Origin of the sequence: Streptococcus mitis (assembly GCF_946188685.1) — a bacterium.
GTDB classification, from domain to species: Bacteria; Bacillota; Bacilli; order Lactobacillales; family Streptococcaceae; genus Streptococcus; species Streptococcus mitis_CC.
Genome location: NZ_CAMHWH010000007.1, coordinates 23070 through 37171 on the forward strand (window position 1 = coordinate 23070; position 14102 = coordinate 37171).

Below are 14102 nucleotides of genomic sequence, written 5' to 3' on the forward strand. Positions count from 1 at the left end.
ATTGCACTAATAAATTTTAAGCAAACGTGTTCCAATTTCCTCAAAACATATTCTATTTTAGGTTTGTGAAAATCACTTTTTTATGGTAGAATGTAAAAGAATGTATGTCATTCGGAATAACAATAAAATGAGGTAAAAACATGGAAATCATGTCGCTTGCGATTGCTGTTTTTGCCGTCATCATTGGTTTAGTCATTGGATATGTCAGCATCTCAGCTAAGATGAAATCATCTCAGGAAGCTGCAGAGTTGATGCTTTTAAATGCTGAACAAGAAGCAACTAATTTACGTGGACAAGCTGAGCGTGAAGCAGATTTACTTGTTAATGAAGCCAAACGTGAAAGCAAGTCTCTTAAAAAAGAAGCACTATTGGAGGCCAAAGAAGAAGCCAGAAAATACCGTGAAGAAGTGGACGCTGAATTCAAATCAGAACGTCAGGAACTCAAACAAATCGAAAGTCGTTTGACAGAGAGAGCTACTAGCCTCGACCGTAAGGACGACAATTTGACGAGTAAAGAACAAACACTTGAACAAAAAGAACAAAGTATTTCTGATAGAGCGAAAAACCTTGATGCGCGTGAAGAGCAATTAGAGGAAGTCGAAAGACAAAAAGAAGCAGAACTAGAGCGTATTGGTGCTCTGTCTCAGGCAGAAGCACGAGATATTATCTTGGCACAGACAGAGGAAAACTTGACCAAGGAGATTGCCAGCCGCATTCGTGAAGCTGAGCAAGAGGTCAAGGAACGTTCTGACAAAATGGCCAAGGACATCCTGGTTCAAGCGATGCAACGTATCGCTGGTGAATATGTAGCGGAGTCAACAAACTCAACAGTTCATCTGCCAGACGATACTATGAAGGGACGCATTATTGGTCGTGAAGGTCGTAACATTCGTACCTTTGAAAGTTTGACAGGGGTTGATGTCATTATCGACGATACACCAGAAGTGGTGACCTTGTCAGGATTTGATCCGATTCGTCGTGAAATTGCTCGTATGACCATGGAAATGTTGCTTAAGGATGGACGTATCCATCCAGCTCGTATCGAAGAGTTGGTCGAGAAAAACCGTCAAGAGATTGATAATAAGATCCGTGAATACGGTGAGGCTGCTGCCTATGAAATTGGTGCGCCAAACCTTCATCCAGACTTGATGAAGATTATGGGACGTTTGCAGTTCCGTACTTCTTATGGACAAAATGTCTTGCGCCATTCGATTGAGGTTGCTAAGTTGGCTGGTATCATGGCGAGCGAACTTGGTGAAAATGCGGCTCTTGCCCGTCGTGCTGGATTCCTTCACGATATCGGGAAAGCTATTGACCGCGAGGTTGAAGGTAGTCACGTTGAAATCGGTATGGAATTGGCTCGTAAGTACAAGGAACATCCAGTTGTGGTCAATACGATTGCTAGCCACCACGGCGATGTCGAAGCTGAGAGCGTCATTGCAGTTATCGTCGCTGCAGCAGATGCCTTGAGCGCGGCACGTCCAGGTGCTCGTAGTGAGTCTCTTGAAAGCTACATCAAGCGTCTCCATGATTTGGAAGAAATTGCGAACGGCTTTGAAGGAGTGCAAACTAGCTTTGCCCTTCAAGCAGGACGTGAAATTCGTATCATGGTAAATCCAGGACAAATCAAGGACGACAAAGTCACAATCTTGGCTCATAAAGTTCGTGAGAAAATTGAAAACAATCTCGATTACCCAGGAAATATCAAGGTAACCGTGATTCGCGAGCTTCGTGCAGTAGATTATGCTAAATAAATAAGAAAGAGCAGTTGAAAAATTACTGCTTTTTTGTTACACTAGATAGAAAGACTGTAAAGGATAATCTGGCTTTTTGTCATTATTCTAGAGAAATGTTATTTCACAGACTGACTAAAGGAGACACAATGGCAGACCGAGGCTTACTAATCGTTTTTTCTGGTCCTTCAGGGGTTGGAAAAGGAACGGTTAGAAGAGAGATTTTTGAGAGTTCTGAAAACCAATTTCAATACTCTGTATCGATGACGACACGCGCACAACGTCCTGGAGAAGTGGATGGTGTTGACTATTTCTTCCGTACTCGCGAAGAGTTTGAAGAGCTGATTCGTCAAGGACAGATGTTGGAATACGCAGAATATGTCGGCAACTACTATGGAACTCCTCTGACCTATGTCAATGAAACCTTGGACAAGGGAATCGATGTTTTCCTTGAAATTGAAGTTCAAGGCGCTCTTCAGGTCAAGAAAAAGGTTCCAGATGCTGTCTTTATCTTCCTGACACCACCAGATTTGGATGAATTACAAGACCGCTTGGTAGGTCGTGGAACAGATAGTGCAGAAGTGATTGCCCAACGAATCGAAAAAGCCAAGGAAGAAATTGCGCTTATGCGTGAGTATGATTATGCGATTGTCAACGATCAGGTGCCCCTAGCTGCTGAGCGTGTCAAACGTGTGATCGAAGCAGAGCATTTCCGTGTGGATCGTGTCATTGGTCACTATCAGGAGATGTTACCGAAATCTCCAACTACCCGATAAAATTTAGAAAATAGGTACAAGCAAATGATGTTAAAACCCTCTATTGATACCTTGCTCGACAAGGTTCCTTCAAAATATTCACTCGTAATCTTGGAAGCAAAACGTGCTCACGAATTGGAAGCAGGTGCGCCAGCAACTCAAGGTTTCAAATCTGAAAAATCAACTCTTCGCGCTTTAGAAGAAATCGAATCAGGAAACGTTACAATTCACCCAGATCCAGAAGGAAAACGTGAAGCAGTGCGTCGCCGTATCGAAGAAGAAAAACGCCGCAAAGAAGAAGAAGAAAAGAAAATCAAAGAGCAAATCGCTAAAGAAAAAGAAGATGGTGAAAAAATTTAAGGTTGGGGGGACTCAATCTTATTTTTTCTATTTGAAAGAATGTACTGACAAGGAGGAGGTGAGAAGATGACCCTAGCTAAGATTATCGTAGATGTGCCCTTGATGCAGACGGACCAGCCCTATAGTTATAGGATTCCGGAGGAATTTGAGGGAATGTTGGAAGTTGGAATGCGGGTACATGTGCCCTTTGGTAAGGGTAATCGTCTGATTCAAGGGATTGTTCTTGATTTAGATTCTCAATCAGCTGAAGAAGAGATAGAGCAAGATTTAAAAGATATTGTCGAGGTGTTGGATTTTTCTCCTGTTCTTACGCAAGAACAACTCTGGCTTGCTGAGGAGTTACGCAAGTCCGTCTTCTCCTACAAGATCTCCATCCTCAAGGCTATGTTACCGGGATTTCTGAACTCCAGCTATGACAAGATTCTTTATCCTCTGGCAGGTCTGAGTCAGGCAGACAAAGAGCGCTTGTTTGGTTCAGAAGATTCGCTAGCCTTTTCTTCTCTAGATTTAGGTAAGCAAGCTGAAATGATGCGTTTGACTAGAAAAGGCCTGCTTGGTCTAGAATATCAGGCGATTGATCAAAAGAAGGTCAAGACCCAGTCTTGGTATGAGGTCAATCTTGCTCAATTAGAAGTTGTCGATATTTCTGCACGTGCCAAGAAAAAGTTGGAATTGAGAGACTATTTACTGTCTCATCCTGAGAGTGCTTCCTTGGCCAGTTTGTTAGAGTCCTACTCGCGGGAGCAAGTCAACTTCTTTGTAGAACAAGGTGCTGTTACAATAGTCAAAAAGGAAGTCCAACGCTCGGCTGCTTATTTTGAAGGAATTGAAGCAAGTCAGCCTTTGGAATTGAATCCAGAGCAAAGGCAGGCGCGTGATGCGGTTGTCAGTTCTATTGGCAGTCATCAGCCTCCCTTCCTCCTTCAAGGGATTACAGGAAGTGGGAAGACCGAGGTCTACTTGCAGATTATCCAAGGAGCTTTGGGCAAGGGCAAGACAGCTATTTTGCTGGTGCCTGAGATTTCCCTGACTCCACAGATGACGGAGCGTTTTATTGCTCGTTTTGGTGAGAAAGTGGCCATTCTTCACTCAGGCTTATCCAATGGTGAAAAGTATGATGAATGGCGCAAGGTCGAGCGTGGAGACGCTCAAGTTGTTGTTGGCGCCAGATCTGCCATCTTTGCTCCGCTGAAAAATCTGGGTGTTATGATTATTGATGAGGAACATGAAGCGACTTATAAGCAAGACAGTAATCCCCGCTACCATGCCAGAGAGGTGGCTATTTTACGGGCCCAATACAATCAAGCAGCCCTAGTGCTTGGGTCTGCAACGCCGAGCTTAGAGAGCCGGGCGCGTGCTGGAAAAGGCGTCTATCAACATTTACGTCTGACCCAACGAGCTAATCCTTTGGCTACTATTCCCAAGGTTCAAGTGATTGACTTTCGAGACTATATCGGACAAAACGAGACATCAAACTTTACGCCACCTTTGTTAGAAGCTATTCAGGACCGTCTGGCTAAAAAAGAGCAGGTGGTTCTTATGCTCAATCGCCGTGGTTATTCTAGCTTTGTTATGTGTCGGGAGTGTGGGACGGTGGATACTTGTCCTAACTGTGACATTTCCTTGACCTTGCATATGGATACCAAGACCATGAACTGCCATTATTGTGGTTTTTCGAAGGATATTCCTCACGTTTGCCCCAACTGTAAGAGTCGCAGTATTCGTTACTATGGGACGGGGACACAGAAGGCTTATGACGAGCTGGCAGAACTCTTTCCGCAGGCACGTATTTTGCGGATGGATGTGGACACGACTCGTAAGAAAGGTAGTCACCAAGCTCTTCTTGACCAGTTTGGGCGAGGAGAAGCAGATATTTTACTAGGTACTCAGATGATTGCCAAGGGATTGGATTTTCCAAATGTGACCCTAGTCGGAGTGCTAAATGCGGATACAGCCTTGAATTTGCCTGATTTCCGTTCTTCTGAGAGAACCTTCCAGCTCTTGACTCAGGTGGCAGGTCGGGCAGGTCGTGCTGAAAAAGCAGGTCAGGTCCTGATTCAGTCTTACAATCCTGAGCACTACGCTATTCGATTTGCAAAGGATCAGGATTACGAAGGCTTTTACGCTTATGAAATGGGAATCAGACGACAACTTGGCTATCCACCATACTATTTCACCATTGGCATTACCCTTTCTCACAAGAAAGAAGAAGAGGTTGTCAAACGTGCCTATGAAGTCATGAACATTTTACGATCAGGTTTGTCTGAAACCAGTAACATCCTTGGGCCGACGCCAAAACCGATTGCTCGTACCCACAACCTCTATCATTACCAGATTTTAATTAAATACCGTTTAGAAGATGAGCTGGGGCTAACCCTCAACCAGGTCTTGGCCTTGACTCAAGAGCGGGAAAATAGTGAGCTCCGTCTCAGTATTGACCATGAGCCACAGCAATTTTTATAAGAAGGAGAAGATATGACAAAATTAATCTTTATGGGGACCCCCGACTTTTCAGCAACAGTCTTAAAAGGACTTTTGACAGATGACCGTTACGAAATTCTAGCCGTTGTGACCCAGCCAGACCGTGCTGTAGGACGTAAAAAAGTGATCCAAGAAACCCCAGTCAAGCAGGCTGCTAAAGAAGCGGGTCTTCCAATCTACCAACCTGAAAAATTATCTGGAAGTCCAGAGATGGAAGCTATTATGAAGCTAGGAGCAGATGGAATTGTGACTGCTGCTTTTGGGCAGTTTCTCCCAAGTAAACTCCTTGATAGCATGGACTTTGCGGTCAATGTTCACGCTTCTCTTCTTCCTAAACATCGTGGTGGAGCGCCAATCCATTATGCATTGATTCAAGGGGATAAGGAAGCTGGTGTGACCATTATGGAAATGGTTAAGGAAATGGATGCAGGAGATATGATTTCTCGTCGTAGCATTCCGATCACGGATGAGGACAATGTCGGTACCTTGTTTGAAAAATTGGCGCTAGTTGGTCGTGATTTGCTTTTGGACACTTTGCCTGCTTATATTGCTGGTGACATCAAACCTGAACCGCAGGATCCAAGTCAGGTTACCTTCTCTCCCAATATCCAGCCAGAGGAAGAAAAATTAGATTGGACTAAAAGCAGTCGTCAACTATTCAACCAAATCCGTGGGATGAACCCCTGGCCTGTTGCCCATACTTTCCTTAAGGGTGACCGCTTTAAGATTTATGAAGCGCTACCAGTAGAAGGTCAGGGAAATCCAGGTGAGATCCTCTCTATCGGCAAGAAAGAATTGATTGTCGCAACGGCAGAAGGAGCTCTATCCTTCAAACAAGTGCAACCAGCTGGTAAGCCTAAGATGGATATTGCTTCCTTCCTCAATGGAGTTGGACGTACATTGACTGTAGGAGAACGATTTGGTGACTAAAGTAGAAACGGCTAGAAGTATAGCCCTAGTAGTATTAGAGGATGTCTTTATCAATCAAGCATACTCAAATATCGCCTTAAATAAGCATCTCAAGGGAAGTCAACTTTCTGCAGCAGACAAGGGTTTGGTGACCGAGCTGGTCTATGGAACGGTAGCCCGTAAACTGACTCTGGAATGGTACCTGTCCCACTTTATAGAAGACCGAGACCAGTTAGATAACTGGCTCTATGTCCTTCTCCTCATGAGTGCCTACCAGCTCTGCTATTTGGACAAGATTCCAGACCATGCTGTGGTCAATGAAGCAGTGGAATTGGCTAAAGTCCGTAAAAAGGGCAGTGAAAAATTGGTCAACGCCGTTCTTCGTCGTATCCTGCGTGAAGGTTGGCCAGATATTGCCAGCATCAAACGAAAAAATAAGCGTGATTCCATAGCCTATTCTCTCCCGGTTTGGTTAATTGCCAAGCTCAAGGAAGAATACGGAGAGGAGCGAGCGCAAGCTATTTTTGAAAGTCTCTTGGTGCGAAACAAAGCCAGTATTCGTGTAACAGATTTAAGCCAAAAAGAGGAAATCCAAGCCTTGTTGGAGGCCAGTGCTTCATCCTTGTCTCCTTCTGGTCTGGTTAAGGAGCAAGGACATTTTGCAGGCCATGATTTGTTTGCGGATGGAGCTATTACCATCCAAGATGAATCCAGCCAGCTTGTTGCTCCGACGCTTGATTTACAAGGTGATGAACAGGTTCTAGATGCCTGTGCTGCTCCAGGAGGAAAAACAGCCCATATAGCTTCTTACCTGACGACAGGTCGAGTTACTGCACTAGATCTTTATGACCATAAGCTGAGCTTGATCCAAGAAAATGCCCAACGTCTAGGAGTTGCAGACCGAGTTCAAACGCAAAAATTAGATGCCAGAAAGGTGCATGAGTTTTTTGGTAAGAATTCTTTTGATAAGATTTTGGTGGATGCTCCCTGTTCAGGAATCGGTCTGCTGCGCCGGAAACCAGATATCAAATACAATAAAGAAACGGCAGATTTCACGTCCTTACAGGAAATTCAGCTAGAAATATTAGGTAGTGTTTGTCAAACACTACGCAAAGGTGGTATAATAACTTATAGTACCTGTACTATTGTCTCAGAGGAGAACTTTCAAGTCGTTCAGGCATTTTTAGAAAGTCATCCTGAATTTGAGCAGGTAAAACTAGAACATGAATGTAAGGATATCATGAAAGATGGTTGTATTCTCATTACACCTGAATTGTATGGAAGTGATGGATTTTTCATCAGCCAATTTCGCAAGATATCGGATTAGGAAGGAACTGACATATGGAAATTTCAATATTAACGGATGTTGGTCAAAAACGAACAAATAACCAAGACTATGTCAACCACTACGTCAACAGAGCAGGTCGTACTATGATTATCTTAGCTGACGGGATGGGAGGACACCGTGCAGGAAATATCGCGAGTGAAATGGCGGTTACAGATTTAGGTATCGCTTGGGTAGATACCCAAATTGATACCATCAACGAGGTGCGTGAATGGTTTGCTAACAACCTTGAGATGGAAAATAAAAAGATTAACCAATTGGGGCAAGATGAAGCCTATAAAGGAATGGGAACAACTCTTGAGGCTGTAGCCATTATTGACAATCAGGCTATTTATGCCCACGTTGGAGATTCTCGTATTGGTTTAATTCGTGGAGAAGAATACCACCAGTTAACGAGCGATCATTCCTTGGTCAATGAATTGCTCAAGGCAGGTCAATTGACACCTGAAGAAGCAGCTAGCCACCCACAGAAAAATATTATTACCCAGTCAATCGGTCAAAAAGATGAAATTCAGCCTGATTTTGGAATGATTACCCTTGAGCCGGGAGACTATCTCCTACTTAATAGTGATGGATTAACAAATATGATTTCAGGAAGTGAGATCTATGATATTGTAACCAGCGATATTCCTTTGGCAGATAAGGCAGCAACCTTGATCCGTTTTGCCAACAATGCTGGTGGATTGGACAATATTACAGTTGCCCTTATTGCTGTTAATGAGGAGGCAACAGAATGATCCAAATCGGCAAGATTTTTGCCGGGCGGTATCGAATTATCAAACAAATTGGTCGAGGAGGCATGGCAGATGTCTATTTGGCCAAGGATTTGATTTTGGACGGTGAAGAAGTGGCAGTGAAGGTCTTGAGGACTAACTACCAAACAGACCCGATTGCTGTGGCACGTTTCCAGCGGGAAGCGAGAGCCATGGCGGATCTGGACCATCCTCATATCGTTCGGATTACAGATATTGGTGAGGAAGACGGTCAACAGTACTTAGCTATGGAGTACGTAGCAGGACTTGACCTCAAACGCTATATCAAGGAACACCATCCTCTTTCAAATGAAGAAGCGGTCCGAATCATGGGACAAATCCTCTTGGCTATGCGCTTAGCCCATACTAGAGGCATTGTTCACCGCGATTTGAAACCTCAAAATATCCTCTTGACACCAGATGGGACTGCCAAAGTCACAGATTTTGGGATTGCGGTAGCCTTTGCTGAGACGAGTCTGACTCAGACCAACTCTATGCTGGGCTCGGTTCATTACTTGTCACCAGAGCAGGCGCGTGGTTCTAAAGCGACTGTACAGAGTGATATCTATGCCATGGGGATCATCTTTTATGAGATGTTGACAGGACATATCCCTTACGATGGGGATAGTGCAGTGACCATCGCCCTCCAGCATTTCCAGAAACCATTGCCATCGGTTATAGCTGAGAATCCATCTGTGCCTCAGGCTTTAGAGAATGTTGTCATCAAGGCAACTGCCAAGAAATTGACAGATCGTTATCAGTCAGTTGCAGAGATGTATGTGGACTTGTCTAGTAGTTTGTCTTATAATCGTCGCAATGAGCCTAAATTGGTGTTTAATGATACCACTAAGGCTGACACCAAGACTCTTCCTAAAGTTCCACAAAGTACCTTGACTTCGATTCCTAAGGTGCAAACACAAAGTCCAAAGCCACAGACTGCGAAGCCGAGTCAGCAGGCTTCAGAGGACAATTACGCAACCAAGCCTGTTAAGAAACGGAAATTTAGAGTTCGCTATATGATTTTGTTGGCCAGCATTGTATTGGTGGCAGCTTCTCTTATTTGGATACTATCCAGAACTCCTGCAACCATTGCCATTCCAGATGTGGCAGGTAAGACAGTGGCGGAAGCCAAGGAAACCCTCAAGAAAGCCAATTTTGAGATTGGCGAGGAGAAATCAGAGGCTAGTGAAAAGGTGGAAGAAGGGCGGATTATCCGTACAGATCCTGACGCTGGAACTGGTCGAAAAGAAGGAACGAAAATCAATTTGGTTGTCTCATCAGGTAAGCAATCTTTCCAATTGAGCAATTATATCGGCCGTAAATCGACCGATGTTATCGCAGAACTCAAGCAGAAGAAGGTACCTGAAAATCTCATCAAGATAGAGGAAGAAGAATCAAGCGAGAGTGAAGAAGGAACAGTTCTTAGACAGAGCCCGTCAGCTGGAACAACTTATGATTTGAGTAAGGCCTCAACAATTACTTTAACTATTGCTAAGAAAGTAACCAGCGTTGCTATGCCAAGTTATATAGGATCTAGTCTTGAATTTACTAAAAATAATCTCGTTCAAATTGTCGGTATTAAAGAAGCCAACATTGAAGTTGTAGAAGTTACCACAGCTCCTTCCGGAACTGCTGAAGGTACCGTTGTTGAACAGAGTCCAAGAGCGGGTGAAAAGGTAGATTTGAATAAGACACGCATCAAGATTTCAATTTACAAACCGAAAACACCGCCGTCAACATCATCATCAGCACCAGCCCAACGTGGAAACCAAGGTTCTACTACAACACCAAGTCAGGGGAACCAGCAAGGAAATCAACGAGGAGATACTCATTCTACTAATCAATCAAGTAGTGAGGGAAGCCACGAAAATTCACGTAATTAAATGAATCTTTGTCATGATTTCATGGCAAAGATTTTTTTTGACTCCAGATTTGTGATAGAATAGAGGAAGTTGATAAAAGGAGGAAAGTATGGAAGAATCAAGAGAATTAAATGCCGTCATCGATCTGATTATGTTAGCTGGAACCATTCTTCTCAAAAGTGGCTCAGAGATTCATCGTGTAGAAGATACCATGATTCGGATTGCGCATTCGCAGGGGATTGTGGATTGCAATGTTCTTGCCATGCCTGCTGCCATCTTTTTCTCCATTGAAAATACCAATATTTCGCGAATGAAACGCGTGACCTCATCTTCTTATAACATCGAAAAAGTCTGTGATGTGAACCAAATTTCTCGTCAGTTGGTAGGAGGAAATCTTGATTTAAAGACAGCCTTCAAGCAATTGAAGGCCTTGCAAGCCCAACCCCTTCCTTATACTAAGTTGCAGGTAACTTTGGCTGCAACCTTTAGTGCTCCTTTCTTTTCGATTATGTTTAGTGGAAATATCTACGACGCACTTGGGGCAGGAGTGGCTACCTTATTTGGTTTTGCCTTTTCCCTCTATGTAGAGAAGTTTATCCGAATTCCCTTTGTGACAGCCTTTGCTGGAGCCTTTGTTTTTGGGATGATAGCCCAGTTTTGGGCTCGCTACACAGGCTTTCCTTCAACGGCAGATTTGATTATAGCTGGTGCGGTCATGCCGTTTGTACCAGGGATTGCCTTGACCAATGCGGTTCGTGATATTATGACCAACCACATAAACTCTGGTATGAGTAAGATGTTTGAATCCCTGCTCATTACCCTTGCTTTAGGGGCGGGAACTTCTGTCGCCTTGGTATTGATGAATTAATATGACACTAACAACCTTTTTATTACAAGCAGTAGCAAGTCTTCTTGCCATTATCACTTTTTTAATCGTACTCAATGTTCAACGTTCTATGCTCTTACCAGGAGGGATTTTGGGCATGGCTGTCTGGCTAATCTATCTCTTGCTCAAGGAACCGACCAATGTTATTGTGGCTACCTTTATTGCGGCTATTATTGGTTCTTGTGTCAGCCAGATTTTAAGTATTCTTTATAAGACTCCTGCTGTGGTCTTTATCTTGGCCATCTTGGCACCACTGGTTCCGGGATACCTTTCTTATCGGACAACTGCCTTTTTTGTGACGGGAGATTACAGTCATGCCATTGCTAGTGCAACCTTGGTTGTTATGCTGGCTTTGGTGATTTCCATTGGAATGGCTAGTGGAACCGTGATTCTTAGACTTTATTCTTACTTAAGAAAACAGCATAATGGTTAGAATAATAAGGGACTTGATTTGGTGAATCAAGTCTTTTTTCTCTCTTTTACTGCTATTTGTGATAAAATAGTATAGAACGATTTTTTACAATGAATGATAAAACAGAGGTAAATATGACAATCGGTATTGATAAGATTGGTTTTGCGACCAGTCAATATGTCTTGAAATTACAAGACTTAGCAGAAGCGAGGGGAATTGACCCTGAAAAATTAAGCAAAGGACTCTTACTCAAGGAATTGAGTATTGCGCCCCTAACTGAGGATATCGTGACCTTGGCGGCCAGTGCAAGTGATTCTATTTTAACTGAGCAAGAAAGAGAAGAAATTGACATGGTCATTGTTGCTACCGAGTCAGGAATTGACCAGAGTAAAGCTGCGGCCGTCTTTGTGCATGGTTTGCTGGGCATCCAGCCTTTTGCTCGTAGTTTCGAGATTAAAGAAGCCTGCTATGGAGCGACAGCGGCCCTTCATTATGCCAAATTGCATGTGGAAAATTCTCCAGAGTCCAAGGTCTTGGTCATCGCAAGCGATATTGCCAAATATGGTATTGAAACTCCAGGAGAACCAACTCAGGGTGCTGGAAGTGTAGCTATGTTGATTACACAAAATCCACGCATTATGGCCTTTAATAATGACAATGTAGCTCAGACCCGTGACATCATGGATTTCTGGCGTCCAAATTACTCGACAACTCCTTATGTAAATGGTGTCTATTCTACCCAGCAATACTTGGATAGTTTGAAAACGACTTGGCTCGAATATCAAAAACGCTACCAGCTTACTTTGGATGATTTTGCAGCTGTTTGTTTCCATTTGCCTTACCCTAAATTAGCCTTAAAAGGCTTGAAAAAAATCATGGATAAGAGCCTGTCTCAAGAGAAAAAAGACCTCTTGCAAAAGCATTTTGACCAGTCTATTCTCTACAGTCAAAAGGTGGGGAATATCTATACAGGTTCACTTTTCCTTGGACTTTTGTCTCTCTTAGAAAATACAGATAGCCTGAAGGCTGGAGATAAAATTGCCCTTTATAGTTACGGAAGTGGTGCTGTGGCTGAGTTCTTCAGTGGTGAATTGGTTGAAGGATATGAAGCTTATCTGGATAAAGACCGTTTGAACAAGCTCAACCAACGAACTGCCCTGTCTGTCGCAGACTATGAAAAAGTCTTCTTTGAGGAAGTAGACTTAGATGAAACAAATTCTGCCCAGTTTGCTGGCTATGAAAATCAAGATTTTGCCTTGGTTGAAATTGTTGACCACCAACGCAGTTATAGCAAGGTTGAAAAATAATGAAGATAAGTTGGAATGGATTTTCAAAAAAATCATACCAAGAGCGCCTCGAGCTGTTAAAAGCTCAGGCGCTCCTTAGTCCTGAGAGACAAGAGAGTTTGGAGCAGGATGAACAGATGAGTGTGACTGTGGCAGACCAGCTGAGTGAGAATGTAGTGGGAACTTTTTCTCTACCTTATTCGTTGGTTCCAGAGGTTCTCGTTAACGGTCAGGAATACACAGTTCCCTATGTGACAGAAGAACCGTCTGTGGTTGCTGCGGCCAGCTATGCAAGTAAAATCATCAAGCGAGCAGGCGGTTTTACTGCTCAAGTCCATGAGCGCCAGATGATTGGACAGGTAGCCCTTTATCAAGTTGCTAATCCTGAACAAGCGCAAGAAAAGATTGCCGGCAAGAAGGCAGAACTCTTGGAACTTGCCAATCAAGCCTACCCGTCTATCGTTAAACGAGGAGGCGGTGCGCGTGATCTACATGTAGAACAGATCAAAGGTGAAACAGATTTCCTTGTCGTCTATCTTCATGTAGATACCCAAGAAGCTATGGGGGCCAATATGCTCAACACCATGCTGGAAGCCTTGAAACCAGTTTTAGAAGAACTTAGTCAAGGACAGAGTCTCATGGGAATCCTGTCTAATTACGCGACCGATTCTCTAGTGACTGCAAGCTGTCGCATCGCCTTTCGCTACTTGAGCCGCCAAAAGGATCAAGGACGAGAAATTGCGGAGAAAATAGCTTTGGCTAGCCAGTTTGCGCAGGCAGATCCTTATCGAGCCGCTACCCACAATAAAGGGATTTTTAATGGTATTGATGCCATTTTGATTGCCACTGGAAATGACTGGCGTGCCATTGAAGCAGGGGCCCATGCCTTTGCCAGTCGAGATGGGCACTATCAAGGTCTCAGTCAATGGAAGCTGGACACGGAAAGAGAAGAATTGGTTGGTGAGATGACCCTACCTATGCCTGTAGCGACTAAGGGTGGCTCTATCGGCCTCAATCCACGTGTAGCCCTCAGTCATGAGCTACTGGGAAATCCTTCTGCCAAAGAATTAGCCCAGATTATCGTGTCTATCGGGCTTGCCCAAAACTTTGCAGCCCTGAAAGCCTTAGTGAGCACAGGAATCCAGCAAGGCCACATGAAATTGCAGGCCAAATCCTTGGCTCTCCTAGCAGGTGCTAGTGAATCCGAGGTAGCTCCACTAGTTGAGCGCCTCATCGCAGATAAAACCTTTAACTTAGAAACAGCCCATCGCTATCTCGAAAATTTAAGATCATAAAAAAACTCAGACGAATCGGTCTGAGT

General features: G+C 43.8%; 12 protein-coding genes. All 12 read left to right on the top strand.

Features of this window, described 5'->3' with window-relative positions; genetic code table 11:
• Nucleotides 1-140: 140 nt before the first annotated feature.
• The 12 genes from N8N51_RS07445 (at nucleotide 141) to N8N51_RS07500 (ending at nucleotide 14076) form a co-directional block, all read left to right on the top strand.
• Complete coding sequence (locus tag N8N51_RS07445; protein ID WP_000404936.1) at nucleotides 141-1754, top strand: ribonuclease Y; 1614 nt, start codon at nucleotides 141-143, stop codon at nucleotides 1752-1754.
• A 128-nt stretch (nucleotides 1755-1882) separates the two neighbouring features.
• Entirely contained in the window at nucleotides 1883-2509 is a 627-nt protein-coding gene (gene gmk / locus N8N51_RS07450; RefSeq protein ID WP_000775041.1) for a guanylate kinase, read from the top strand.
• Nucleotides 2510-2533: 24 nt separating this feature from the next.
• Nucleotides 2534-2848 (top strand): DNA-directed RNA polymerase subunit omega, encoded by a 315-nt coding sequence (gene rpoZ / locus N8N51_RS07455; RefSeq protein ID WP_000979235.1) that lies wholly within the window; start codon nucleotides 2534-2536, stop codon nucleotides 2846-2848.
• Between the two features lie 66 nt (nucleotides 2849-2914).
• On the top strand, nucleotides 2915-5311 hold the full coding sequence (locus N8N51_RS07460; RefSeq protein ID WP_261067190.1) for a primosomal protein N': 2397 nt from the start codon (nucleotides 2915-2917) through the stop codon (nucleotides 5309-5311).
• A gap of 12 nt (nucleotides 5312-5323) precedes the next feature.
• Nucleotides 5324-6259: a methionyl-tRNA formyltransferase gene (gene fmt / locus N8N51_RS07465; RefSeq protein ID WP_261103913.1), complete on the top strand. Its 936-nt coding sequence runs from the start codon at nucleotides 5324-5326 to the stop codon at nucleotides 6257-6259.
• Entirely contained in the window at nucleotides 6252-7565 is a 1314-nt protein-coding gene (rsmB, locus tag N8N51_RS07470) for a 16S rRNA (cytosine(967)-C(5))-methyltransferase RsmB (protein WP_261103914.1), read from the top strand. Before fmt ends, rsmB begins: the two co-directional genes overlap by 8 nt.
• A gap of 14 nt (nucleotides 7566-7579) precedes the next feature.
• Complete coding sequence (locus N8N51_RS07475; protein ID WP_033682216.1) at nucleotides 7580-8320, top strand: Stp1/IreP family PP2C-type Ser/Thr phosphatase; 741 nt, start codon at nucleotides 7580-7582, stop codon at nucleotides 8318-8320.
• The gene (pknB, locus tag N8N51_RS07480) at nucleotides 8317-10218 is read left to right on the top strand and encodes a Stk1 family PASTA domain-containing Ser/Thr kinase (RefSeq protein WP_125454853.1); all 1902 of its coding nucleotides are present in this window, start codon (nucleotides 8317-8319) and stop codon (nucleotides 10216-10218) included. The genes N8N51_RS07475 and pknB overlap by 4 nt, the downstream gene beginning before the upstream one ends.
• A gap of 88 nt (nucleotides 10219-10306) precedes the next feature.
• The gene (locus N8N51_RS07485; RefSeq protein ID WP_125454854.1) at nucleotides 10307-11065 is read left to right on the top strand and encodes a threonine/serine exporter family protein; all 759 of its coding nucleotides are present in this window, start codon (nucleotides 10307-10309) and stop codon (nucleotides 11063-11065) included.
• A gap of 1 nt (nucleotide 11066) precedes the next feature.
• The gene (locus N8N51_RS07490) at nucleotides 11067-11516 is read left to right on the top strand and encodes a threonine/serine exporter family protein (protein WP_033686494.1); all 450 of its coding nucleotides are present in this window, start codon (nucleotides 11067-11069) and stop codon (nucleotides 11514-11516) included.
• Between the two features lie 113 nt (nucleotides 11517-11629).
• Nucleotides 11630-12802, top strand: coding sequence for a hydroxymethylglutaryl-CoA synthase (locus tag N8N51_RS07495; RefSeq protein WP_045612596.1), 1173 nt, complete (start codon nucleotides 11630-11632; stop codon nucleotides 12800-12802).
• Complete coding sequence (locus N8N51_RS07500; protein ID WP_261056918.1) at nucleotides 12802-14076, top strand: hydroxymethylglutaryl-CoA reductase, degradative; 1275 nt, start codon at nucleotides 12802-12804, stop codon at nucleotides 14074-14076. The genes N8N51_RS07495 and N8N51_RS07500 overlap by 1 nt, the downstream gene beginning before the upstream one ends.
• Nucleotides 14077-14102: the final 26 nt, after the last annotated feature.

Excerpts from the sequence above, each read along its gene's own strand:
- N8N51_RS07445 (WP_000404936.1), top strand. The coding sequence starts at position 141 with ATGGAAATCATGTCGCTTGCGATTGCTGTTTTTGCCGTCATCATTGGT.
- gmk (WP_000775041.1), top strand. The coding sequence starts at position 1,883 with ATGGCAGACCGAGGCTTACTAATCGTTTTTTCTGGTCCTTCAGGGGTT.
- rpoZ (WP_000979235.1), top strand. The coding sequence starts at position 2,534 with ATGATGTTAAAACCCTCTATTGATACCTTGCTCGACAAGGTTCCTTCA.
- N8N51_RS07460 (WP_261067190.1), top strand. The coding sequence starts at position 2,915 with ATGACCCTAGCTAAGATTATCGTAGATGTGCCCTTGATGCAGACGGAC.
- fmt (WP_261103913.1), top strand. The coding sequence starts at position 5,324 with ATGACAAAATTAATCTTTATGGGGACCCCCGACTTTTCAGCAACAGTC.
- N8N51_RS07475 (WP_033682216.1), top strand. The coding sequence starts at position 7,580 with ATGGAAATTTCAATATTAACGGATGTTGGTCAAAAACGAACAAATAAC.
- pknB (WP_125454853.1), top strand. The coding sequence starts at position 8,317 with ATGATCCAAATCGGCAAGATTTTTGCCGGGCGGTATCGAATTATCAAA.
- N8N51_RS07485 (WP_125454854.1), top strand. The coding sequence starts at position 10,307 with ATGGAAGAATCAAGAGAATTAAATGCCGTCATCGATCTGATTATGTTA.
- N8N51_RS07490 (WP_033686494.1), top strand. The coding sequence starts at position 11,067 with ATGACACTAACAACCTTTTTATTACAAGCAGTAGCAAGTCTTCTTGCC.
- N8N51_RS07495 (WP_045612596.1), top strand. The coding sequence starts at position 11,630 with ATGACAATCGGTATTGATAAGATTGGTTTTGCGACCAGTCAATATGTC.
- N8N51_RS07500 (WP_261056918.1), top strand. The coding sequence starts at position 12,802 with ATGAAGATAAGTTGGAATGGATTTTCAAAAAAATCATACCAAGAGCGC.